General features: G+C 65.8%; 22 protein-coding genes. 13 read left to right on the forward strand and 9 right to left on the reverse strand.

Annotated elements, in window-relative coordinates; all coding sequences use genetic code 11:
- Positions 1 to 133: 133 nt before the first annotated feature.
- Positions 134 to 1,099: a tripartite tricarboxylate transporter substrate binding protein gene (locus QX051_RS09340; protein WP_315775890.1), complete on the reverse strand. Its 966-nt coding sequence runs from the start codon at positions 1,097 to 1,099 to the stop codon at positions 134 to 136.
- 107 nt (positions 1,100 to 1,206) lie between these two features.
- On the opposite strand from QX051_RS09340, the gene QX051_RS09345 reads away from it, so the two are divergent.
- A complete protein-coding gene (locus QX051_RS09345) occupies positions 1,207 to 2,172 on the forward strand; it encodes a TAXI family TRAP transporter solute-binding subunit (RefSeq protein WP_315738687.1) in 966 nt (321 codons plus the stop codon).
- A 63-nt stretch (positions 2,173 to 2,235) separates the two neighbouring features.
- Here the strand turns inward: QX051_RS09345 and QX051_RS09350 are convergent, their stop codons facing one another.
- The 3 genes from QX051_RS09350 to mobA all read right to left on the reverse strand — a co-directional run bounded on the left by QX051_RS09350 (position 2,236) and on the right by mobA (position 4,863).
- A complete protein-coding gene (locus tag QX051_RS09350) occupies positions 2,236 to 3,447 on the reverse strand; it encodes an ABC transporter substrate-binding protein (RefSeq protein ID WP_315738686.1) in 1,212 nt (403 codons plus the stop codon).
- A 186-nt stretch (positions 3,448 to 3,633) separates the two neighbouring features.
- A complete protein-coding gene (locus tag QX051_RS09355) occupies positions 3,634 to 4,224 on the reverse strand; it encodes a cation transporter (RefSeq protein WP_315775891.1) in 591 nt (196 codons plus the stop codon).
- A 9-nt stretch (positions 4,225 to 4,233) separates the two neighbouring features.
- Positions 4,234 to 4,863 (reverse strand): molybdenum cofactor guanylyltransferase MobA, encoded by a 630-nt coding sequence (gene mobA / locus QX051_RS09360; protein ID WP_315775892.1) that lies wholly within the window; start codon positions 4,861 to 4,863, stop codon positions 4,234 to 4,236.
- Positions 4,864 to 5,105: 242 nt separating this feature from the next.
- On the opposite strand from mobA, the gene mobB reads away from it, so the two are divergent.
- From mobB to QX051_RS09380, 4 genes are all read left to right on the forward strand, one after another.
- Entirely contained in the window at positions 5,106 to 5,639 is a 534-nt protein-coding gene (gene mobB / locus QX051_RS09365; protein ID WP_315738683.1) for a molybdopterin-guanine dinucleotide biosynthesis protein B, read from the forward strand.
- Positions 5,640 to 5,747: 108 nt separating this feature from the next.
- Positions 5,748 to 5,999, forward strand: coding sequence for a sulfurtransferase TusA family protein (locus QX051_RS09370; protein ID WP_315775893.1), 252 nt, complete (start codon positions 5,748 to 5,750; stop codon positions 5,997 to 5,999).
- 732 nt (positions 6,000 to 6,731) lie between these two features.
- A complete protein-coding gene (locus tag QX051_RS09375) occupies positions 6,732 to 8,387 on the forward strand; it encodes an OFA family MFS transporter (protein WP_315771955.1) in 1,656 nt (551 codons plus the stop codon).
- A 222-nt stretch (positions 8,388 to 8,609) separates the two neighbouring features.
- Positions 8,610 to 8,867 carry a hypothetical protein gene (locus tag QX051_RS09380; protein WP_315775895.1) on the forward strand — a complete coding sequence of 86 codons (258 nt, stop codon included), beginning with the start codon at positions 8,610 to 8,612 and terminating at the stop codon, positions 8,865 to 8,867.
- A gap of 36 nt (positions 8,868 to 8,903) precedes the next feature.
- Here the strand turns inward: QX051_RS09380 and dapA are convergent, their stop codons facing one another.
- From dapA to QX051_RS09400, 4 genes are all read right to left on the reverse strand, one after another.
- A complete protein-coding gene (gene dapA, locus QX051_RS09385) occupies positions 8,904 to 9,854 on the reverse strand; it encodes a 4-hydroxy-tetrahydrodipicolinate synthase (RefSeq protein WP_315775896.1) in 951 nt (316 codons plus the stop codon).
- A complete protein-coding gene (locus QX051_RS09390) occupies positions 9,851 to 10,126 on the reverse strand; it encodes a hypothetical protein (protein ID WP_315775897.1) in 276 nt (91 codons plus the stop codon). The genes dapA and QX051_RS09390 overlap by 4 nt, the downstream gene beginning before the upstream one ends.
- A gap of 132 nt (positions 10,127 to 10,258) precedes the next feature.
- Positions 10,259 to 10,474 carry a hypothetical protein gene (locus QX051_RS09395; protein ID WP_409998080.1) on the reverse strand — a complete coding sequence of 72 codons (216 nt, stop codon included), beginning with the start codon at positions 10,472 to 10,474 and terminating at the stop codon, positions 10,259 to 10,261.
- Between the two features lie 87 nt (positions 10,475 to 10,561).
- Complete coding sequence (locus tag QX051_RS09400) at positions 10,562 to 11,014, reverse strand: hypothetical protein (protein ID WP_315738677.1); 453 nt, start codon at positions 11,012 to 11,014, stop codon at positions 10,562 to 10,564.
- A 439-nt stretch (positions 11,015 to 11,453) separates the two neighbouring features.
- Here QX051_RS09400 and QX051_RS09405 point away from each other — a divergent pair, with 439 nt between their 5' ends.
- The 6 genes from QX051_RS09405 (at position 11,454) to QX051_RS09430 (ending at position 19,612) form a co-directional block, all read left to right on the forward strand.
- A complete protein-coding gene (locus tag QX051_RS09405; RefSeq protein ID WP_042340291.1) occupies positions 11,454 to 11,543 on the forward strand; it encodes a K(+)-transporting ATPase subunit F in 90 nt (29 codons plus the stop codon).
- Positions 11,544 to 11,576: 33 nt separating this feature from the next.
- Positions 11,577 to 13,280: a potassium-transporting ATPase subunit KdpA gene (gene kdpA / locus QX051_RS09410; protein ID WP_315775899.1), complete on the forward strand. Its 1,704-nt coding sequence runs from the start codon at positions 11,577 to 11,579 to the stop codon at positions 13,278 to 13,280.
- Positions 13,281 to 13,296: 16 nt separating this feature from the next.
- Entirely contained in the window at positions 13,297 to 15,414 is a 2,118-nt protein-coding gene (kdpB, locus tag QX051_RS09415) for a potassium-transporting ATPase subunit KdpB (RefSeq protein ID WP_315775900.1), read from the forward strand.
- Between the two features lie 121 nt (positions 15,415 to 15,535).
- Positions 15,536 to 16,141 carry a K(+)-transporting ATPase subunit C gene (locus QX051_RS09420; protein ID WP_315775901.1) on the forward strand — a complete coding sequence of 202 codons (606 nt, stop codon included), beginning with the start codon at positions 15,536 to 15,538 and terminating at the stop codon, positions 16,139 to 16,141.
- Between the two features lie 67 nt (positions 16,142 to 16,208).
- Positions 16,209 to 18,926 carry a sensor histidine kinase KdpD gene (locus QX051_RS09425; protein ID WP_315775902.1) on the forward strand — a complete coding sequence of 906 codons (2,718 nt, stop codon included), beginning with the start codon at positions 16,209 to 16,211 and terminating at the stop codon, positions 18,924 to 18,926.
- The gene (locus tag QX051_RS09430) at positions 18,923 to 19,612 is read left to right on the forward strand and encodes a response regulator transcription factor (RefSeq protein WP_315775903.1); all 690 of its coding nucleotides are present in this window, start codon (positions 18,923 to 18,925) and stop codon (positions 19,610 to 19,612) included. The genes QX051_RS09425 and QX051_RS09430 overlap by 4 nt, the downstream gene beginning before the upstream one ends.
- A gap of 179 nt (positions 19,613 to 19,791) precedes the next feature.
- Here QX051_RS09430 and QX051_RS09435 read toward each other — a convergent pair whose 3' ends face one another.
- The gene (locus QX051_RS09435) at positions 19,792 to 20,049 is read right to left on the reverse strand and encodes a hypothetical protein (protein WP_315775905.1); all 258 of its coding nucleotides are present in this window, start codon (positions 20,047 to 20,049) and stop codon (positions 19,792 to 19,794) included.
- Between QX051_RS09435 and QX051_RS09440 the strand changes: the two genes are divergently transcribed.
- Together QX051_RS09440 and QX051_RS09445 are read left to right on the forward strand one after the other, a co-directional pair.
- Complete coding sequence (locus QX051_RS09440) at positions 20,048 to 20,227, forward strand: hypothetical protein (RefSeq protein WP_315738670.1); 180 nt, start codon at positions 20,048 to 20,050, stop codon at positions 20,225 to 20,227. The genes QX051_RS09435 and QX051_RS09440 overlap by 2 nt on opposite strands.
- 183 nt (positions 20,228 to 20,410) lie before the next feature.
- On the forward strand, positions 20,411 to 20,704 hold the full coding sequence (locus QX051_RS09445) for a DUF6496 domain-containing protein (protein ID WP_315775906.1): 294 nt from the start codon (positions 20,411 to 20,413) through the stop codon (positions 20,702 to 20,704).
- The last annotated feature ends 7 nt before the right edge of the window (positions 20,705 to 20,711 follow it).

Below are 20,711 nucleotides of genomic sequence, written 5' to 3' on the forward strand. Positions count from 1 at the left end.
GGCCTGTCCGGCGCGGCGTGGGAACCCCAACGACGGTTCGGGCTCCGTTTACAGCCTGGCCAGCCATCCGGCAATGCCGCTACCGGATCGTTTTGGCGCGTCGCCGCCGGCCCGGTCTCGGCCCGCCGCGACGCTAGTCCACCGAAACCCCGGCGAATTCCACCACCTTGCGCCACTTCTCGGTCTCGTCGACGACCAGCTTGCCGAACTCCGCCGGCGTCATCGCGCGCGGGATGCCGCCGGTTTCGGTGAGCCGTGCCACCAGCTTGGGGTCCTTCAGCGCCTCGCCGACCGCCTTGTTGAGAATCTCGACGATCTCAGGCGGCGTGCCCTTGGGCGCCGAGATGCCGTAGAAGCCAACCGATTCGTAGCCCGGCACGGTCTCGGCGATCGCCGGGACGTCCGGCACCGTCGGCCAGCGCTGCGGCGAGGTGACGCCGAGCGCGCGCACGCTGCCGCCGCGCGCCTGCTCCAGCGCCGTCGGCAGATTGTCGAAGATCAACTGCACCTTGTTGGAGATGATGTCCGGGAACGCCAGCGCCGAGCCGCGATAGGGCACGTGCAGCATGTCGCATTTGGTCATCGTCTTGAACAGCTCGGCCGCCATGTGCACCGAGGTGCCATTGCCCGAGGAGGCGAAGGCGATCTTGCCGGGGTTGGCCTTGCAATAGTCAATGAACTCCTTCACCGACTTGGCCGGCACGTCGTTGCTGACCACCAGCATGTTGGTGAGCTGCATGATGCTGGCGACCGGCACGGTGTCGCGGATGAAGTCGTAAGGCAGCTTCTTGTAGAGCGAGGTGCTGATCGCGTTGTTGGGCGCGACGAACAGCAGCGTGTAGCCATCCGGCGGCGCGTTGATCGCGGCGGCTGCGGCGATGTTGCCGCCCGAGCCGGTGCGGTTCTCGACCACCACCTGCTGGCCGAGCCGATCGGACAGCCACTGCGCCATGATGCGCGCGACGATGTCGACCGGCCCGCCCGGTGCAAAGCCGATCAGCCAGCGGATCGGACGGTCGGGGTAGGCCGCCGCGGCCGGTTGTATCGCCAGGCATGCCGTGACCACCAGGCCGGCCAGGAACGTGCGCGCCCACTTCATCTCGTCCTCCCGAAGTTCTTGTCGTCGTCTTTGGCGACATGCTTCCATAGATCTGCACGCTTGCATACAAGCTTGTGTCGGACGCGCAGGCAGGGAAAGGCAGGCTCATGACGTCGTTGCGAATGCTCGGCCTTGCCGTTGCGCTGGTGTCCAGCGCCGCCGCAGCGCAGCAGGGAGGGAACGCCATCAGCAAGCTCACGATCAGTCTCGGGACCGCGACGCCAGGCGGCGGCTTTCCGCTCTATGGCGATGCCTTCGCCAAGGCCCTGAATGACGCCGATGCCGGGCTTGCGATCGTCACGCGCAACACCAAGGGCAGCAACGAGAACATTCCGCTGCTGGAGCAGGGTGAGCTCGATCTCGGCCTCGTCGCCGGCGAGCCGGCCTACCAGGCCTTCATGGGCATCGACCGCCCCAAGACGCGGCTCAAGATCCTGACTGCGATCTTTTCCAGCCCGGGCCTGTTCGTGGTGCGCGCCGACAGTCCTTATCGCAGCATCCGCGATCTCGTCGGCCAGACGGTGGTGTTCGGCGCCAAGGGCTCGGGCCTGCCGATCATGTCGCGCTACATGCTCGACGGGCTCGGCCTGCAGCAGGACCAGGACTTCAAGGCGATCTATCTCGACCGTGCTGGCGACGGCCCGGCCATGGTGCAGGACGGGCGCGCCGCGGCGCTGTGGGGCGCCGGCATCGGCTGGCCCGGCTTCGCGGCGATGGCCAAGGCGCCGGGCGGTGCCCGCTTCATCGCGCCGTCCGCCGAGGAGATCGCGCAGGTCAGGGCGAAGCACGGTTTCCTCAAGGCCCTGACGGTGCCCGCCGGCAGCTATGCCGGGCAGGACGCGGCGATCGATTCGATCGGGTCATGGAGTTTCGTGCTGGTGCGCGAGACCTTGCCCGACGACGTTGCCTACCGGCTGGCGAAGACGCTGCATGGCGCGGAAGCCGCGCTGTGCAGGACGCTGGCGCAGGCCTGCGAGACCACGGCCGCCAACACCGTTGCGGCAGCGCCCGATCTCGCACTGATCCATCCAGGCGTGATGCGATATTTGAAAGAGATTGGCGTTGCCAAGTGAGCCGCTGTCGTCCCGTCGAACGCCGGCGTTCGACGGGACGATGCCTTCATCGTTGCGGCGCCCTCACTTCTTGATCAAGGGACACGCCGGATCGGGCGGTCCGAACGCGTCATCGCCTTTGATGGTCGCGAGGATTTTGTAGTAGTCCCACGGATATTTGCTCTCCTCCGGCGATTTCACCTGCGCCAGCACGAGATCGTGCACCATGAGATTGTCGGCGCGCAGCTTGCCGTTGCGGGCGAAGAAGTCCTCGACCGGCGTGTCCCGCATCTTCGCGGCGACCGCGAGCGGATCGTCGCTGCCCGCCGCCTTGATGGCGTTGAGATAGTGCATGACTGCGGAATAGACGCCGGCCTGCCACATCGTCGGCATCCGGTTCATCTTGGCGAAATAGCGCTTCGACCATTCCCGCGTCTTGTCGTCCATGTCCCAGTAGAACGAGGTGGTGAGCAAGAGCCCCTGCGCCGCCGGCAGGCCGAGCGAATGGATGTCGGTGACCAGCGCGAGCAAAGCCGCCATCTGCTGTCCGCCCTTGAGCAGGCCGAACTCGGATGCGGTCTTGATCTCGTTCATGTTGTTGGGCGGGCCCGCGGCGATGCCGATGATCTTGGCCTTGGAAGCCTGCGCCTGCAGGATGAAGGACGACAGATCCGGCGTCGCGAATGGCGGCCGCACCGCGCCCACGACCTTGCCGCCATTGGCGGTGACGACGCTCGACGCGTCGCGCTCCAGCGAATGGCCGAAGGCGTAGTCGTCGGTGATGAAGAACCAGCTGTCGCCGCCGCGCTTGACGACCTCCTTCGCCGTGCCGGTGGCGAGTGCGCGGGTGTCGAACACCCATTGCATCGCGTAGGGCGAGCAGAACTTGCCGTGGAAATCGGCGGAACCGGTCGACTGGGTGATGAACAGCTTCTTCTTCTCGGTGGCGATGGTCTGCACGGCGAGGCCCACCGCGGAGACCGGCACGTCGACGATGAGATCGACCTGCTCGGTGTCGTACCAGCGGCGCGCGATCGCCGCGCCGATGTCGGGCTTGAGCTGATGATCACCGACGATGACGCTGATCGGCTTGTCCAGAACCTTGCCGCCGAAATCATCGACCGCCATCTGCGCCGCGGTGACGGACCCCTGTCCGGTCGGCGTCGAGGCCGGGCCGTTCATGTCGCTGAGCACGCCGATCTTGACGACGTTGTCGGAGATCTCGGCCTGCGCGGCGGTCGTGACCAGCAGCGCGGCTGCGGCCCACGCCGCCCGCTTCAAACAGCTGAGTTGCAATCAGTCCTCCACCGATACCGGCATGATGCCGTTGTTTGTTCCGGCTCTGCCGGCCGGTCCGCCTATCTGCAATCAATCCAGGGCGGCCGTCAATCGTGCCGGACGGCGGAGCGGTGGAGCGATCCTGTGCGCTGCAACGCCGCAAGCAGCGAGGTCGTCGTGCACGCGCGCAGGCTCCTCGGCCGTTCAGGCCTTGGCGGTCTTTTGCTCCTCGTGCGCAGCCTCCCACACCTCGCGTGCGGCGTCGGCGTTCATCAGTGCGATGCCGACGCCCACGATCAGGTCGGGCCAGATCGAGGGCCACACAAAGGCGGTCACGAGACCGACCGCGATGATCGCGATGTTGGCGAAGGCGTCGTTGCGTGCGGACAGGAAGGCGGCGCGGGTCAGGCTGCCCCGGTGGTCCCTGACCCGCGCCAGGATCAGCGCGCAGCCGAGATTGACGATCAGCGCGCCGAGGCCGGTCACGGTGAGCGGCAGCGGCGCGGGCACGATCGGCGTGAAGAACTTCTCCCCGGCGGTCCACAGTCCGGCGATCGCCGGCGCCAGGAGGATCAGCGCCAGCACCTTGCCGAGCAGCGCCCGCCGCGGCGGGCTCCAGCGCAGCGCCAGCGCAATCAGGATGTTGACCGAGGCATCTTCCAGAAAGTCGACGCTGTCCGCGAACAGCGACACCGAGCCGATCGCCAACGCCACGGCGAACTCGATGCCGAAATATCCGAGATTGAGCACGGCAACGGCGAGCACGGCGCGGCGGACCATGGTTGTCGCGTCCATCAGGCGTCCTCAATCCTCGAGAGCTGCGAGCCGCTCCGCCTCGGCGAGGTCGAGCGCGGTATTGGCATTGAAGAACGGATCCAGCGGAACCGACGGCCAGCTCACGGTCGCGACCTTGTAGCGCGCCGTGAAGCGGGTGACCTTCCGGATGTCCTCCGCGACCAGGGCGTGGCGGAGGTCCTCGCGCAGCCCGACCGGCCACAGCCCGATCACTGGGTGGATCTGTCCGCCGGACGCCGCCAACGCCAGTTCGGCCTGCTCCGCCGCCCGCGCTGTCGCCAGCCGTACGACCAGATCACGCGGCAGGAATGGACAGTCGCCGGCGGCGCTCAGCATCCACCGCGCCTCCGGCATGTGCGCCGCAACCCAGTCGAGGCCGGCGAGAATGCCGGCGAGCGGGCCCGGAAAGCCGACGACACCATCCGGCACGACTGTCAGGCCGTTGCCTGCGAAGCGCGCGGGGTCGCCATTGGCATTGAGGATCAGCCGGCTGCACTGCGGCGCCAGCCGCGCGATCACGCGCTCCAGGATGGTGCGGCCGTCGACCATGCGCAACGGCTTGTCGCCGCCGCCCATCCGCTGCGCGCGACCGCCGGCGAGCAGCACGCCGGGGATCGAAGTCGAGGTCATGGCTGTCATCGCGGGTTCGTTACCACGACTGCTGCCAGGGCGTCAGCGTTGGCGCGCACGATCCACCATTTGAGTCTGCGGGGCGGCCGCACGCACCGGCATGCCCCTCGCTTACGGGCCTTGCCTGGTCCGCGGGGCTGCTGGCATGACAGCGCGAAGCGTGGACATGGCGTTCCACCCGGCCTTCGGGCCATCGATCGATTCCGCGCTCCTGGCTGTGCGAAAGCGCCGGGGCTCTTCTGGAGACCGCGATGAAAGTCATCGGCCTCGCCGGCTGGAGCGGCGCCGGCAAGACCACGCTGCTGACGCGGCTGATTCCTCATCTCAAGGGGCAGGGACTGCGCGTCTCGGTGATCAAGCATGCCCATCACAAGTTCGACGTCGACGTTCCCGGCAAGGATTCGTGGCGGCATCGCGAGGCTGGCGCCGAGGAGGTCCTCGTCGCGTCGGGCACGCGCTGGGCGCTGATGCACGAGCTGCGCGGCGCAAGGGAGCCGGCACTCGCGGAGCTTCTGGCGAAGTTGTCTCCCGTCGATCTGGTCGTCATCGAAGGCTACAAGGCCGGGCCGCATCGCCGCATCGAGGTGCATCGCACAGCCAACGGCAAGCCGCTGCTGTTTCCCGATGATCCAGGCATCGTCGGGCTCGCCAGCGACGGCGATGTCGAGACCGCGCTGCCGCGCGTTCATCTCGACGATATCCCGGCGATCGCGGCGCTCGTCCACCATCTGGCGATGCCGCTGGCGGACGTTCTGGCGTTGTGCGACAAACTTGGTGTTCCGTGATGGAACTCGCGCGAGTTCGCAACGTCAGTGTTCCTCTGGCATCCCAGGAACCCAGTTCAGGGTTCCCGTGATGGTGCGGCCCGGTTGACGTGCCGGAACCGCTTGGCCATGGTCGCGCACATGATGATGACGAGGTTGGATCTGACGGGCCTGAAGTGCCCACTGCCGGTGCTGAAGACCCGGAAGGCATTACGGACGCTCAAGGCGGGAGAGCGGCTCGAAGTCTGCTGTACCGACCCGCTTGCGGTGATCGACATCCCGAATCTGGTACGGGAGACCGGAGATCGGGTGGAGAGTGTCGATCGCACCGAGCGCGGCATTCTGTTTCGGATCGAGAAGGTGGCGGGACCGGCCGGATGACCCGTGCGGCGGTGAACATCCTCTGCTGCAGGTTGCTCGAACTACGTAGTTCGCGGGTGCGATCTCGACGCATCGATGTGTCAAGGGATCGTGCTGCTTCCTATCGTCGCAGCGGCGTCAACCCGAGCTCACAACAATGCCGCGTTCTCAGTCCAGGCTTGCGACGCTGTTGCCAGGCAAGGACAAGTTGCTTCGTCTTCACGTTTCCGCGAGCGCGCGCATGCGGCCTTAAGCCGTGTCCCGTCGCTGATCGCCCGGACATCTCATTAGTTGATTCCATCAGGAATGGTCGTGACGCGTCCGGAAAGTAATCGAGAGCAATGTGGCTACAGCCGTGAGTGGCGGTCGCGTTGGTTGCACGTGAATTTGTGTGTTTGTTAGCAACACATTCCCGCTGCAGTGCGATCAATCCACGAAGATCGACCGATTATTACCATTTTACTATCGACAATTTGCCTCAGTTCTGCACCAATTGAGACGCTTCCGCGGAGGTTGCGGGAGACGAGTCATGCCCGCTGGGGAGCGGGCCAGGCAGAACAGCGGCACAAAGATGGTGAGGGCATAACGTCTCGGGTGGGGTGTTATGCGCATCGAGCCAATGATGAGCGTTTGTGCGTTGCGGGACTGCTCTGGTACGCGATAGCGGGCGGGGTGAGTGGGCGTATTGATTCTGATCAAGGGGACAGAACATGACGTTGTTGCGTTGGACGGGAGTCCGTAGGGGAGGAATGCATGGCTACCATTGAAAGCGCGGGCACGCTCCCGGGCTCGCAAGCGGGGATCTTCGATCGTGAGCACACGGTCGCCAAGGCGGGGTTCAACCGCTGGCTGGTTCCTCCGGCTGCGCTGTGCATCCATCTGTGCATCGGCATGGCGTATGGCTTCTCGGTGTTCTGGCTGCCGCTGTCGCGCGCGATCGGCGTGACCAAGACCCAGGCCTGCCCGGACATGACCCTGGTGCAGGAGCTGTTCACGACGACCTGCGACTGGAAGGTCGCAAGCCTTGGCTGGATGTACACCCTGTTCTTCGTACTGCTGGGTGGCTCCGCGGCGGTCTGGGGTGGCTGGCTCGAGCGGGCCGGACCGCGCAAGGCGGGTGCCGTTGCGGCCTGCTGCTGGGGTGGCGGCCTGCTGATCGCAGCGCTTGGCATCTATGTGCACCAGCTCTGGATGATGTGGGTCGGCGCCGGCGTCATCGGCGGCATCGGCCTCGGCCTCGGCTACATCTCGCCGGTGTCGACCCTGGTGAAATGGTTTCCGGACCGGCGCGGCATGGCGACCGGCATGGCCATCATGGGCTTCGGCGGCGGCGCGATGATCGGTGCTCCGCTCGCCAACCTGCTGATGAACTACTTCAAGACCCCGACCTCGGTGGGTGTCTGGGAGACGTTCGTCACGATGGGCGTGATCTACTTCGTCTTCATGATGATCGGTGCCTTTGCCTATCGCGTCGCTCCGGTCGGCTGGCAGCCCGAAGGCTGGACGCCGCCTGCGGTCAAGAAGGCAATGATCTCGGAGCACCATGTGCATCTCGACAACGCGCACAAGACTCCGCAGTTCTGGCTGGTCTGGTGGGTGCTCTGCTTGAACGTGTCGGCAGGCATCGGCGTGATCGGCATGGCCTCGCCGATGCTGCAGGAGATCTTCGCCGGCAAGCTGATCGGTCTGCCTGACGTCAGCTTCAACCAGCTCGACGCCGGCCAGAAGGCCGCGATCGCGGGCATCGCGGCAGGCTTTGCCGGCCTGTTGTCGTTGTTCAACATCGGCGGCCGCTTCTTCTGGGCGTCGCTTTCGGATCACATCGGCCGCAAGAACACCTATTACTGCTTCTTCCTGATCGGCATCGTGCTCTATGCGCTGGCGCCGACCTTCGCAGCGATGGGGTCCAAGCTGCTCTTCGTGGGGGCCTTCGCCATCATCCTCTCGATGTACGGCGGCGGCTTCGCGACCGTACCTGCCTATCTGGCCGACCTGTTCGGCACCCAGTTCGTCGGTGCCATCCACGGCCGGCTGCTGACCGCGTGGGCGACGGCCGGCATCATCGGTCCGGTGGTCGTCAACTACATCCGCGAGTTCCAGCTCGCCGCCGGCGTGCCGCGCGACCAGCTGTACAACACGACGATGTATATTCTCTGCGCCATGCTGCTCGCCGGCCTGATCTGCAACTTCCTGATCAAGCCCGTCGATGACAAGTGGAACATGAGCGCGGACGAAGTCGCGAAGTACCAGGCGGAGCTCGCCAAGAACGAGTCGGCGATCCAGCATGGGTCGTTCGGCATCGGCAAGGGCGGCCTCGACGTCAAGGCCGCCCTGTTCTGGGCCTTCGTCGGCGTGCCGCTGGCCTGGGGCGTCTGGAAGACGTTGGAAAGCGCGGTCAAGATCTTCTGACCGATCGACGACGATACAAAAGGGGCGGCCGGATCGGCCGCCCCTTTTTTTTGCGCGGTGCTGCGCGGCCGCTAGGTGGAAGCTCGCTTACCGCGAAAGCGCCGAGCCTCCTTGCACTTATTGATTTCCTATACGAGACGAATTCGGCCTCTCTCGCATTCCTACGCTGCTGGGCTCCATCTTCCGCCTTGCCGGCCGGATCTGGCGCCGGCCCGACGGAGAATGGACATGAGCGCGGTTGACCTGTTTCGCGAAGCCCGCGGCGCTATCGGCCTGAGAGCCATCCGGCGGCCGCATCCAATCAAGACGCTGCGCGGCATCTTCAGGACCATTCATGCCGCGATCGCCGCGGCCAAGCTGCGGCGCTTGCGCAACGAGCTGCTCTGTCGGCGCAGTTCCGTGGCGTCTCCGTCGCCGCCGGGTGATGCGAGAGTCCGGCCGCGGTCGCCGCAGATTGTTGACGACAAAGGGAGCTTCTGAACGATCGGTCCTCGCGGCACCGCGCGGTGGGCCCTCTCAACACCGGACCTCCTGCCTCCGTGACGCGGCTGCGGTGTGAGCGCTGAGCAGCGTCATGGCCTGCATGACGGCTGCCATCGTGGGAGAGTCCAAAGCTGTCAATGGCAGACGAACGCCGGCGGCGATGAGCCCCTGGAGACTGAGCGCGTATTTGACTGCGGCCGGCGTATCGCGGCTGAATGCCTCGATCAGCGGCAGCAACTGATGATGCAGCCGTCGCGCAGCGCGCCAGCGGGCGCGCTGACAATAGGCGAAAAGCGCGCCGCAGAGCTGCGGTGCGACGTTGGCCACCAGCGAGATGTTGCCGTCGCCTCCGGCGGCTGCGAACGGCACCGCCGTCGCATCGTCGCCTGACAGCAGGCGGAAGCCGACCGGAAGCCGCGATCGCAGATGTACGGTCCGTGCGATATCGCCGGTGCCGTCACGCAGGCCGACGAATTGCGCCCACCGCGCAAGGCGCACCAGTGTATCGTCGGGCAGTGCGCGTCCCGTGCGCGACGGGCAATCGTGCAGAATGACCGGCAGCGCCGTCGCGTCGCCGACGGCGCGGAAATGCGCGTAGATTCCCTCTGCCGTAGGTCGGTTGTAGTAAGGGACCACCGACATGATCGCGTCCGCGCCGGCGGCTGCCGCCTGGCGGGTGTTCTGCACGGCCTGGAGCGTCGCGTTGGATCCTGCTCCGGCGATGACGTGGACCCTATTGGCGGCCGCCGTCACTGCCGTGCGAATGACCTGTTCGCGCTCTGCCGCGGTGAGCGTAGATGCTTCGCCTGCGGTCTCGCAGACCAGGATCGCGCTGGCGCCCGCTTCGATCTGCCGCTCGCACAGTCTGGCGAGCGCCGGGCGGTCGAGCGCACCATTGGCATCGAACGGGGTTGGAATGTCCGCGATGGTGCCGGCGAGCCAGCGTGCGGCCGATCCAGGCTGCATCCTGAGCGCATCGCTCATGCGACCGGTCGCCTTCCGCTCGCGAACAGCAGACCGATCGGAGCAAGCCGGCCATCGGCATCGAGCTCGATCGTGCGCGCGAGCTCGACGATGGTTTCCGGGTGGTGGCCGTTCTCGAACAGCGCATATTTCATCGCCTCGGCACGGCTCACGAACAGGCCGCCATAGAGCCCATTCTGCTCCTGGGCGACCCACTGGCCACGGCCGTTCTTGCCGATGAAGACGAGCGCGGGGGCCGGCATGCTGCACGATGGGGGTTCGAGACTTTTCACGGGTGTGATCCTTGCTGTGGTGTGAGCAGGCCGGTCGGAACGATCGGCGCTCATGGTCGGCAATATCGAAGGCGAGGGGTAGGAATTCGAGATGGCGCCGCGTGCGATCGCATAAGAGCGGTGTAAGGGCGCTTAGTTTCCGGACGGCTGGATCAGCGCCATCACCGCGCAATAGAGCGCGGTGTAGCCGATCATCTCGTCCCAATGGTTCAGGCTCGCGGCGAACACGCGCTCCCGGCGCAGCGTCGCGAGCACGGCACACAGGATCGTCGTCATCCAGAGCAGGGCAGCGAGGCTGAGACCGAAGCCGATGCTGCCGAACGCGGCGAACAGGATGAGGACCAACATTCGTAGCAGAAATCGAAGCAGCACCCTGGCGGCCGGAAGCTCCGTGGCCTTGTCAGCGGAAAGCAACATCGCGGCAATGACGGCGGCTCAGAAATTGTCGCAGCAGAGCAGGTCGGCGACCGCCGGCTCCGTCGTGATGCCGCGCCTTGCGTCAGGCTGCGAGACGCTCGGCTCGAGACGGCGGGCTTCGGCCGCGGCGTGGAGAATGGCGAGGGCGAGATCGCTGTGGCGGGCTTCAGCGCAACGATCGAGCCAGTCCGGCAATTCGCGCTGTTGCGACAATGCGCAGTGCCATTCGCCGTCATCATAGGCGATGCGGCGGAGCTGCCATCGCGGCAGTTGCAGCGCGATCAGCTCGAGCGCGGCATCGATCCGCGCCTCGACCTCCAGGAATCGTGCGATCCGCAGCCGGCGCCGCCCGCGCGCCGACAAGGGTGAGACTCCCTCGTCGTCGTCAAGCAAAGCCGCCAGCATCGCCGTGGTGGTCTGCGCGATCTGTGCCGGCTCCGGCACATCCGGTCGTGTCGTCAAGGCAGCCATGCTGGCCTCCCGTCGTCAGTGAGCGTTGGCCCGGTGGGCCCTGACCGGCAATGTGGCCGACGGCGCCGTAGGAATGCGAGAGGGGCGGGGGCTGAGAGAAATAAGCGGCGCATAAAGACGCCTCCGCCGTGCGGCCGCTCATATGCGGACGAGGCCCGCAGCCGCGCGATTTTGCCCGGGGAATGCCGCGGTCTTTATGAGATTCCTATAACTCAGCCGGTGGTGCCGTCTCGAAAACCTACGAGGCCCGATGCCATCTGTCCGCCATGGAACGGACCGTGGCTGCACCGGCGCTCGCGGCCGCTCCACGCATTGCGCGTCTTTCGCGCGCATGAGGAGCACACCATGCTTGACATCCTGATGCTGGCGCTGGCCGCCGGCTTCTTCGCCTTGGCGATCGGCTATACCTATGCCTGCGAGCGACTCTAGGAGACGCGCCATGATCTTTGACTATTCGCTCGCCGGCGCCGTGTCGCTCGGCCTTCTGATCTATCTCACCTACGCGCTGTTGCGGCCCGAGCGGTTCTGACCGCCGGCTCTCGCACCTTCAAGGACACATCCCATGACTGTGATCGGCTGGATCCAGATCCTGCTCTACTGCGCCGTCATCGTCGCGCTCGCCAAGCCGCTCGGCTGGTACATGACGCGCGTCTTCAATGGCGAGCGCACCTTCCTGTCGCCGGTGCTGCGGCCCGTGGAGTCCGCGATCTACTGGGCCGGCGGCGTCGACGAGCGCCGCGAGCAGCATTGGCTGACCTACACGGTCGCGATGCTGCTGTTCCATGTCGGCGGCTTCCTGATCATCTACGGCGTCATGCGGCTGCAGGCCGTGCTGCCGTTCAACCCCGCCGGACAGTCCGCGGTGGCTGAGGATCTGTCGTTCAACACCGCGATCAGCTTTCTGACCAACACCAACTGGCAGAACTACGGCGGCGAGAGCACGGTCTCCTATCTCGTGCAGATGCTCGGCCTGACGCACCAGAACTTCCTGTCGGCCGCAACCGGCATCGTGCTCGCGATCGCGCTGATCCGCGGCTTCTCACGCGCCTCGGCGCGGACCGTCGGCAATTTCTGGGTCGATGTCGTCAGATGCACGCTCTATGTGCTGCTGCCGCTGTGCATCGTCTACACGCTGTTCCTGGTCTGGCAGGGCATCCCGCAGACGCTCGGGCCCTATGTCGAGGCGACCACGCTGGAAGGGGCGAAGCAGACCATCGCGGTCGGCCCGGTGGCCTCGCAGGTCGCGATCAAGATGCTCGGCACCAATGGCGGCGGCTTCTTCAATGCCAACGCCGCGCATCCGTTCGAGAACCCGAACGCGCTGTCGAACTTCATCCAGATGCTCTCGATCTTCGCGCTCGGTGCCGGCCTCACCAACGTGTTCGGCCGCATGGTCGGCAATCAGCGCCAGGGCTGGGCGATCCTCGCCGTGATGGGCGTCCTGTTCATCGCCGGCGTCGCTATCACCTACTGGGCCGAGGCCAACGGTACGACCACGTTGAACGCGCTGGGCCTGACCGGCGGCAACATGGAGGGCAAGGAGGTCCGCTTCGGCATCGTCGCCTCGTCGCTGTTCGCCGTGATCACCACGGCGGCGTCCTGCGGCGCCGTCAACGCCATGCATGATAGCTTCACCGCGCTCGGCGGCATGATCCCGCTCATCAACATGCAGCTCGGCGAGATCATCGTCGGTGGCGTCGGCGCCGGCCTCTACGGCATGCTGCTGTTCGTCGTGCTCGCGATCTTCGTCGCCGGCCTGATGGTCGGGCGCACGCCGGAATATGTCGGCAAGAAGATCGAGGCCCGCGAGGTCAAGATGGCGATGCTGGCAATCTTGGTGCTGCCGCTGATGTATCTCGGCTGGACCGCGGTCGCCGTGGTGCTGCCCTCGGCCGTCGCCTCGATGGCCAATGCCGGTCCGCACGGCTTCACCGAGGTGCTCTATGCCTACACCTCCGCGACCGCCAATAACGGCTCGGCCTTCGGCGGCCTCACCGGCAACACCTTCTTCTACAACCTCACGCTCGCGTCCTCGATGTTCGTCGGCCGCTTCTTCATGATCATCCCGGCGATGGCGATCGCGGGCTCGCTCGCGCAGAAGAAGTCGATCCCGCCTTCGGCCGGCACGTTCCCGACCACCGGCGGCCTGTTCGTCGGTCTCGTCGTCGGCGTCATCCTGATCATCGGCGGCCTCACCTTCTTCCCCGCACTGGCCCTCGGTCCGATCGTCGAGCACCTCGCGATGACCGCCGGCACCGTGTTTTGATCTCGGAGCAACCTCCATGGACACCATGAAACTGCAGAAGCGCTCGTCGATGTCGACGATGCTCGACCCGAAGATCGTGCTGCCGGCCATCAAGGCGGCGCTCGTCAAGCTCGACCCGCGGCTGATGATCAGGAACCCCGTGATGTTCGTCGTCGAGGTCGTCGCCGCGCTCACCACGGTGATCTTCCTGCGCGACGTCGTCACCGGCGGAGCGAACCTCGGCTTCACCTTCCAGATCATTCTCTGGCTGTGGTTCACCGTGCTGTTCGCCAACTTCGCCGAAGCCGTCGCCGAAGGCCGCGGCAAGGCGCAGGCGGATTCGCTGCGCAAGACGCGCACCGAGAGCCAGGCCAAGCTGCTGACGGGCGCGAGCCCGGCCGATCACACCTACAAGCTCGTGCCCGGCACCAGCCTGAAGGTCGGCGACATCGTGCTGGTCGAGGCCGGCGACACCATTCCCTCCGACGGCGAGGTGATCGAAGGCGTCGCCTCGGTCAACGAGGCCGCCATCACCGGCGAGTCCGCTCCCGTCATCCGCGAATCCGGCGGCGACCGCTCGGCGGTGACCGGCGGCACCCAGGTCCTGTCGGACTGGATCCGCGTCAAGATCACGGCGGCGCAAGGCTCGACGTTCATCGACCGCATGATCAAGCTGGTCGAAGGTGCGGAGCGGCAGAAGACGCCGAACGAGATTGCGCTCAACATCCTGCTCGCCGGCCTCACCATCATCTTCGTGTTCGCGACCGTGACGATCCCGAGCTACGCGGCCTATGCCGGCGGCTCGATCTCGGTGGTGGTGCTGGTGGCGCTGTTCGTGACCCTGATCCCGACCACGATCGGCGCGCTGCTGTCGGCAATCGGTATCGCCGGCATGGACCGCCTGGTGCGCTTCAACGTGCTGGCGATGTCCGGCCGTGCGGTCGAGGCCGCCGGCGACGTCGATACGCTCCTGCTCGACAAGACCGGCACCATCACGCTCGGCAATCGCCAGGCGACTGCGTTCCGTCCCGTCAGGGGCATCAGCGAGCAGGAGCTCGCCGACGCGGCGCAGCTCGCATCGCTCGCCGACGAGACACCGGAGGGCCGCTCGATCGTGGTGCTGGCGAAGGACAAATACGGCATCCGCGGCCGCGACATGGCCGAGCTCGGCGCCACTTTCGTGCCGTTCACGGCGCAGACCCGCATGAGCGGCGTCGATGCCGGCGGCTCCTCGGTGCGCAAGGGTGCGGTCGACGCCATCCTCAACGCCATCGGCGGCGGCCCGACCCAGCCCGTCTCCGGCAACACGGTGCGCGCGGTCCAGCCGGTCGAGAGCGAGCTTGTCCGCGAGATCCGTGCAATCTCCGACGACATCGCCAAATCCGGCGGCACGCCGCTCGCGGTCGCCAGGGACGGGCGCCTGCTCGGCGTCGTCCAGCTCAAGGACATCGTGAAGGGCGGCATCCGCGAGCGTTTCGCCGAGCTGCGCCGGATGGGCATCCGCACCATCATGATCACCGGCGACAACCCGATGACGGCGGCGGCGATCGCCGCCGAAGCCGGCGTCGACGATTTCCTGGCGCAGGCCACGCCCGAGGACAAGCTCAGGCTGATCCGCGACGAGCAGGCCAAGGGCAAGCTGGTGGCGATGTGCGGCGACGGCACCAATGACGCGCCGGCGCTGGCGCAGGCCGACGTCGGCGTCGCCATGAACACCGGCACGCAGGCCGCGCGCGAGGCCGGCAACATGGTCGATCTCGACTCCAACCCGACCAAGCTGATCGAGGTGGTGGAGATCGGCAAGCAGCTGTTGATGACGCGCGGCGCGCTGACGACGTTCTCGATCGCCAATGACGTCGCCAAATATTTCGCGATCATCCCGGCGATGTTCCTGGCGTTCTACCCGCAGCTCAACGTGCTGAACGTCATGAACCTCGCGAGCCCGCAGAGCGCGATCCTGTCCGCGATCATCTTCAACGCGCTGATCATCATCGCGCTGATCCCACTGGCGCTGAAGGGCGTCGCGTATCGGGCGATCGGTGCCGGCGCGCTGCTCGGCCGCAACCTGATGATCTACGGCCTGGGCGGCATCATCATCCCCTTCATCGGCATCAAGGCGATCGACCTGATCGTGACCGCCTTGCATTTGGCTTGACACCACAACCGCTGTCATTGCGAGGAGCGAAGCGACGAAGCAATCCAGACTATCACGGCTTGAAGACTCTGGATTGCTTCGCTTCGCTCGCAATGACGGGAGAGAAACAGGAGACACCACAATGCTCAAAGAAATCCGTCCCGCCATTTTCATCCTGCTCGCGCTGACCCTTATCACCGGGCTGCTCTACCCGCTCGCCATGACCGTCGTCGCCGGCACCATCTTTCCGGCGCAGGCCGAAGGCAGCCTGATCACGCGCAACGGCCAGGTGATCGGCTCGGCGCTGATCGGCCAGGAGTTCAAGGACGACAAATATTTCCACGGCCGTCCGTCGGCGACCTCGGCAGCCGATCCGAACGACTCCACCAAGACGGTCTCGGCGCCCTACAACGCTGCCAACTCGTCCGGCTCCAATCTCGGCCCCACCAGCAAGGCGCTGGCCGACCGCGTCAAGGAGGACGTCGACAAGCTGAAGGCGGAGAATCCCGCGCAGGCCGTGCCGGTCGATCTGGTGACGACCTCGGCGAGCGGGCTCGATCCGGACATCTCGCCGGAGGCAGCGCTGTTCCAGGTGCCGCGGGTGGCCAAGGCGCGCGGCTTGCCGGAGGCAAGCGTCCAGGCCGTGATCGCCCGGCAGACCCAGGGCCGTCTGCTCGGGCTGCTCGGCGAACCCCGCGTTAACGTGCTTGCGCTCAATCTGGCACTCGACGCTGCCAAACCGCAGTGACGCCCTGAAGGTCTTGGCCTTGAAGGTCTTGGCCTTGGCGCCGAGGTCCCTCCGTCTATAATGCCGCATGGCCAGTCAACGCCGCGATCCTGACCAACGTCCCTCGCCGGAAGCCCTGCTCGAAGCGGCCCGGCGGGAGGACAGTCCTGCCGGCAAGCTCAAGATCTTCGTCGGCGCGGCCCCCGGCGTCGGCAAGACCTATGAGATGCTGTCGAGCGCGCATGCCAAGCTGAGGGCCGGCGTCGACGTCGTGATCGGCTTCGTCGAGACCCATGGCCGCGCCGAGACCGAGGCGCTGGTGCGCGGCCTGGAGGTCGTCCCGCGCAAACATATTTCCTACAAGGACCAGATCGTCGAGGAGATGGATCTGGATGCCGTGATCGCGCGCCGCCCCAAGCTCGCGATCGTCGACGAGCTTGCGCACACCAATGCCGCCGGCAGCCGCCACCCCAAGCGCTATCTCGACGTCGAGGAGCTGCTGTCGCACGGCATCGATGTCTACACCGCGGTCAACGTCCAGCACATCGAGAGCCTCAACGACGTCGTCGCCCAGATCACTCATGTGCGCGTACGCGAAACCGTCCCGGACTCGATCCTCGACCGCGCCGACGCCATCGAGCTGATCGACCTCACGCCCGACGATCTGATCCAGCGGCTGAAGGAGGGCAAGGTCTATGTCCCCAAACAGGCCGAGCGCGCGCTGGAGCATTATTTCTCGCCTGGCAATCTGACCGCGCTGCGCGAGCTCGCGCTGCGCCGGACGGCCGAGCGCGTCGACGAGCAACTGCTCACCCACATGCAGGCCAATGCCATCGCCGGGCCCTGGGCGGCCGGCGAGCGGATCCTCGTCTGCGTGTCGGAGGATCCGCGGGCGACAGGGCTGGTGCGCTACACCAAGCGGCTCGCCGACCGTGTCCACGCGCCGTGGACCGCCGTTACCATCGAGACCCGGCGCAACCTGCAGCTCACCGACAAGCAGCGCGACCGGCTCGCAGATACGCTGCGGCTGGCCGAGACCCTCGGCGGCGAGGCGCTGACGATTCCGGGCGTCGGCCGGCGCATCGCGGATGACCTCATCAGCTTCGCGCAGGCCAACAACGTCACCCAGATCATCATCGGCAAGTCGAGCCGCTCGCGCCTGTTCGAGATCATCAGGGGCTCGGTGGTGCATGACCTCGTCAGGCGCGCCGGCAACATCAGCATCCACGTGATCGCCGGCGAGGAGGCGCCGGACACGCCGAGCCCGTCGGTGCAGACGCGCCCGCGCAGCGAGCCGCTGCGGCCAAAGCCCTATCTGATGGCGCTGCTGATCACGGCTGTCGGCCTCGGCCTCGCCGAGCTCATCCAGCCCTTCTTCGGTATCGAGAACGTCGATCTGGTGTTCCTGACCGCCGTGGTCGGCGTCGCCGCGCGTTACGGTCTTGGGCCGTCGCTGCTGGCGAGCCTCGCCGCCTCGCTCTGCTACAACTTCTTCTTCCTGCCGCCGCTGTATACGTTCACGATCACCGATCCGACCAACATCGGCGCGTTCTTCTTCTTCATGCTGATCGCCATCCTGGTGTCCAACGTCGCCGCGCGCGTGCGCGTTCAGGCGGATTCGGCCACCCAGCGCATCCGGACCACCGAGCAGCTCTACGCCTTCAGCCGCAAGCTCGCGGGCACCGCGACCCTCGACGACGTGCTGTGGGCGACGGCCTATCAGGCGGCGTTGATGCTGAAGGTGCGGGTCGTGCTGCTGCTGCCGCAGGACGGCAAGCTCACGGTCATGACCGGCTATCCGCCGGAGGATCAGCTCGACGACGCCGACCTCGCCGCTGCGAGCTGGGCCTGGAGCAACGACCGCGCAGCGGGCCGCGGCTCCGACACGCTGCCCGGCGCGAAGCGCCTGTTCCTGCCGATGCGCACCGGGCGCGGCTCGATCGGTGTCATTGGCATCGACGACGATCGCACCGGGCCGCTGCTGACGCCGGACCAGCGCCGGCTGCTCGATGCCCTGGTCGACCAGGGGGCGCTCGCGATCGAGCGCGTGCTGCTGGTCGAGGACATGGACAAGGTCAAGCGCACCATGGAGCAGGACCGGCTGCGTTCGGCGCTGTTGACGTCGATCTCGCACGATCTGAAGACGCCGCTCGCCTCCGTGCTCGGCGCGGCTTCGACGATGCGCGATCTGGCCGCCAGGCTGTCCGACAAGGAGAAGCTCGACCTGCTCGCCACCGTCATCGACGAATCCGAGCGGCTCAACCGCTTCATCGCCAATCTCCTGGACATGACCAAGCTGGAATCGGGCGCGATCGTGCCGAACGCCGCGCTCCACGACGTCGGCGAGATCGTCGGCAGCGCGCTTCGGCGCGCGAGCAAGATCCTCGCCGGTCATCATGTCTCGCTGGAGCTGGCGCCCGATCTGCCGATGGTCGAGGTCGACGCGGTGCTGTTCGAGCAGGTGCTGTTCAATCTGCTCGACAACGCCGCCAAATATGCGCCTCCCGAGACCTCGATCGCGATCCGTGCGGCCCGCGACAACAACTGGGTCGTGCTCGAGATCCGTGACGAAGGCGACGGCATTCCCGCCGCGGAGGTCGAGCACGTGTTCGACAAGTTCTATCGCGTGCAGAAGGGCGACCAGGTGCGGCCCGGCACGGGGCTGGGGCTCGCGATCTCGCGCGGCTTCATCGAGGCGATGCATGGCCGCATCTTCGCCGGCAACCGCACCGATCGGCGCGGCGCGGTCCTCACCATCCGCCTGCCGGTGCCGGCGCAGGCCAGACCGCTGGATACGGCCGCATGACCGGCGCTCCGATCAAGGTGCTCGTGATCGACGACGAGCCGCCGATCCGCAAGCTGCTGCGGATGGGCCTGACCACGCAGGGCTACGAGATTCTCGAAGCCTCGAACGGCAGGATTGCGCTGGATCTGTTGGGCCAGGAGCCGGCGCTGATCATTCTCGACCTTGGCCTGCCCGACATCGACGGGCTCGAGCTGCTGCGTACCATCCGTGGCCGCAACGAGGCTGTGCCGGTCGTGGTGCTGTCCAGCCGCGGCGACGAGGCGGGCAAGGTCCAGGCGCTCGATCTCGGCGCCGACGACTACATCACCAAGCCGTTCGGCATGGATGAATTGCTGGCGCGGCTGCGCGCGGCGTTGCGGCATCAGTTGCAGGTGCAGGGCGAGCGTCCGGTGTTCCGCTCCGGCGATCTCTCCGTCGATCTCGTCCGCCGCATCGTCAAGGTCGGCGAGCGCGAGATCAAGCTGTCGCCCAAGGAATACGATCTGCTCCGCGTCCTGGTGCAACACGCCGGCAAGGTGCTGACGCACCGCTTCCTGCTCAAGGAGCTGTGGGACGAATTGACCGACGCGCAATATCTGCGCGTCTATGTGCGCCAACTGAGGCAGAAGATCGAGGCCGATCCCGAGCGCCCGCAATTCGTATTGACCGAGACCGGCATCGGCTATCGGCTGCGCGCGCCGGACTGAGCTTGGCCGTATCGGCCGACTGGTCCTATGTGTCAGGGGCGTTGACATCGCCATTCGATGGGCGAGCTTGCGTGTCCCGCGGGCGGCATCAGCTCGTTTCGTTAAATTTACGAGCAATTTTGACCAACCGGTCATGTCGCGCTGCGGCACAGTACGTCCGCAGGCGCCCGTTCTCTGGATCAACGGATGATCGAGACTGCGGTCGTGCCACCTGATCGGCGCAGCTGATCGTGCGTTTGCATGCACGATGGTGTAAACACGGGACGTGCCATGTCTCGGCTTGTCAGAACGCGATCTGAATTTTGGGGGGCGAGGCAGCCGACTGCGGCGCAGAGATTGTCATCGGCGATACCGGGAAGAGCATCATGCCCGAAATTCATCTCAATCAAGGTCAGCCCGACGCGTTGTTCTTGGCTCCCATCAGTGAGGTCGGTCATGGAAGAATACATTCATCTGCAGAACCTCATCCTGTTCAGGAAACGTCTCGCTGAATTCAACGATGAGTCCAAGCGGACGGTGCTCCTGAAATTGCTGACTGAGGAAGAGGCCAGGGACGCATCATTCGGAACGTCGCCTTGTCCAGTTGCGCCTCATGCGGCGGATCAGAACGTCTGATCGGCTTCTCGGTCTATCCGTCATCGAGGCGACGAGCGCGAAGCTGCATTGGAATCTCGATGTATCGACGGGCTTCGATTCCCGCGATCGTGAAAGCATGTGTGGAGGTACGCGGCATCAGCTTGCGCTTTGGAACTTTCGTCTCGCCGACGCGGTTTACGTGTCGCTATCGGGAGGATGTTCATGGCACGACAATACTCGCGCAAGGCATCGGCCAAGGTCGGCCGGGCGATGAAGAAGCGCAAGGCCGGCACGCTGCGCAGCGGCGGCTCCGGTCGCAAGGTCAAGAGCCGCAAGCAGGCCATCGCGATCGGCCTCTCGGAGGCGCGCCGCGAGGGCAAGAAGGTGCCGCCGAAGAAGAGCGCGCGGACATCGGCGAAGAAGTCATCGAAAAAGACAACCAAGAAGGCATCAAGCAAGAAGATCACGAAGAAGACCAGCCGGAAGACAGCAAAGAAATCATCGAAGAAAAGCTGAGGCTCGG

The sequence above is a fragment of the Bradyrhizobium sp. SZCCHNR1053 genome, from assembly GCF_032381235.1.
Lineage (GTDB): Bacteria > Pseudomonadota > Alphaproteobacteria > Rhizobiales > Xanthobacteraceae > Bradyrhizobium.

Coding starts and splice junctions, on each gene's coding strand:
- QX051_RS09345 (WP_315738687.1), top strand. CDS start 1,207: ATGACGTCGTTGCGAATGCTCGGCCTTGCCGTTGCGCTGGTGTCCAGC.
- QX051_RS09380 (WP_315775895.1), top strand. CDS start 8,610: ATGGACATGAGCGCGGTTGACCTGTTTCGCGAAGCCCGCGGCGCTATC.
- kdpB (WP_315775900.1), top strand. CDS start 13,297: ATGGACACCATGAAACTGCAGAAGCGCTCGTCGATGTCGACGATGCTC.
- QX051_RS09405 (WP_042340291.1), top strand. CDS start 11,454: ATGATCTTTGACTATTCGCTCGCCGGCGCCGTGTCGCTCGGCCTTCTG.
- QX051_RS09420 (WP_315775901.1), top strand. CDS start 15,536: ATGCTCAAAGAAATCCGTCCCGCCATTTTCATCCTGCTCGCGCTGACC.
- mobB (WP_315738683.1), top strand. CDS start 5,106: ATGAAAGTCATCGGCCTCGCCGGCTGGAGCGGCGCCGGCAAGACCACG.
- QX051_RS09375 (WP_315771955.1), top strand. CDS start 6,732: ATGGCTACCATTGAAAGCGCGGGCACGCTCCCGGGCTCGCAAGCGGGG.
- QX051_RS09400 (WP_315738677.1), bottom strand. CDS start 11,014: ATGGCTGCCTTGACGACACGACCGGATGTGCCGGAGCCGGCACAGATC.
- mobA (WP_315775892.1), bottom strand. CDS start 4,863: ATGACAGCCATGACCTCGACTTCGATCCCCGGCGTGCTGCTCGCCGGC.
- QX051_RS09430 (WP_315775903.1), top strand. CDS start 18,923: ATGACCGGCGCTCCGATCAAGGTGCTCGTGATCGACGACGAGCCGCCG.
- QX051_RS09340 (WP_315775890.1), bottom strand. CDS start 1,099: ATGAAGTGGGCGCGCACGTTCCTGGCCGGCCTGGTGGTCACGGCATGC.
- dapA (WP_315775896.1), bottom strand. CDS start 9,854: ATGAGCGATGCGCTCAGGATGCAGCCTGGATCGGCCGCACGCTGGCTC.
- kdpA (WP_315775899.1), top strand. CDS start 11,577: ATGACTGTGATCGGCTGGATCCAGATCCTGCTCTACTGCGCCGTCATC.
- QX051_RS09440 (WP_315738670.1), top strand. CDS start 20,048: ATGGAAGAATACATTCATCTGCAGAACCTCATCCTGTTCAGGAAACGT.
- QX051_RS09355 (WP_315775891.1), bottom strand. CDS start 4,224: ATGGACGCGACAACCATGGTCCGCCGCGCCGTGCTCGCCGTTGCCGTG.
- QX051_RS09435 (WP_315775905.1), bottom strand. CDS start 20,049: ATGACCGACCTCACTGATGGGAGCCAAGAACAACGCGTCGGGCTGACC.
- QX051_RS09370 (WP_315775893.1), top strand. CDS start 5,748: ATGGTCGCGCACATGATGATGACGAGGTTGGATCTGACGGGCCTGAAG.
- QX051_RS09425 (WP_315775902.1), top strand. CDS start 16,209: ATGGCCAGTCAACGCCGCGATCCTGACCAACGTCCCTCGCCGGAAGCC.
- QX051_RS09445 (WP_315775906.1), top strand. CDS start 20,411: ATGGCACGACAATACTCGCGCAAGGCATCGGCCAAGGTCGGCCGGGCG.
- QX051_RS09395 (WP_409998080.1), bottom strand. CDS start 10,474: ATGTTGGTCCTCATCCTGTTCGCCGCGTTCGGCAGCATCGGCTTCGGT.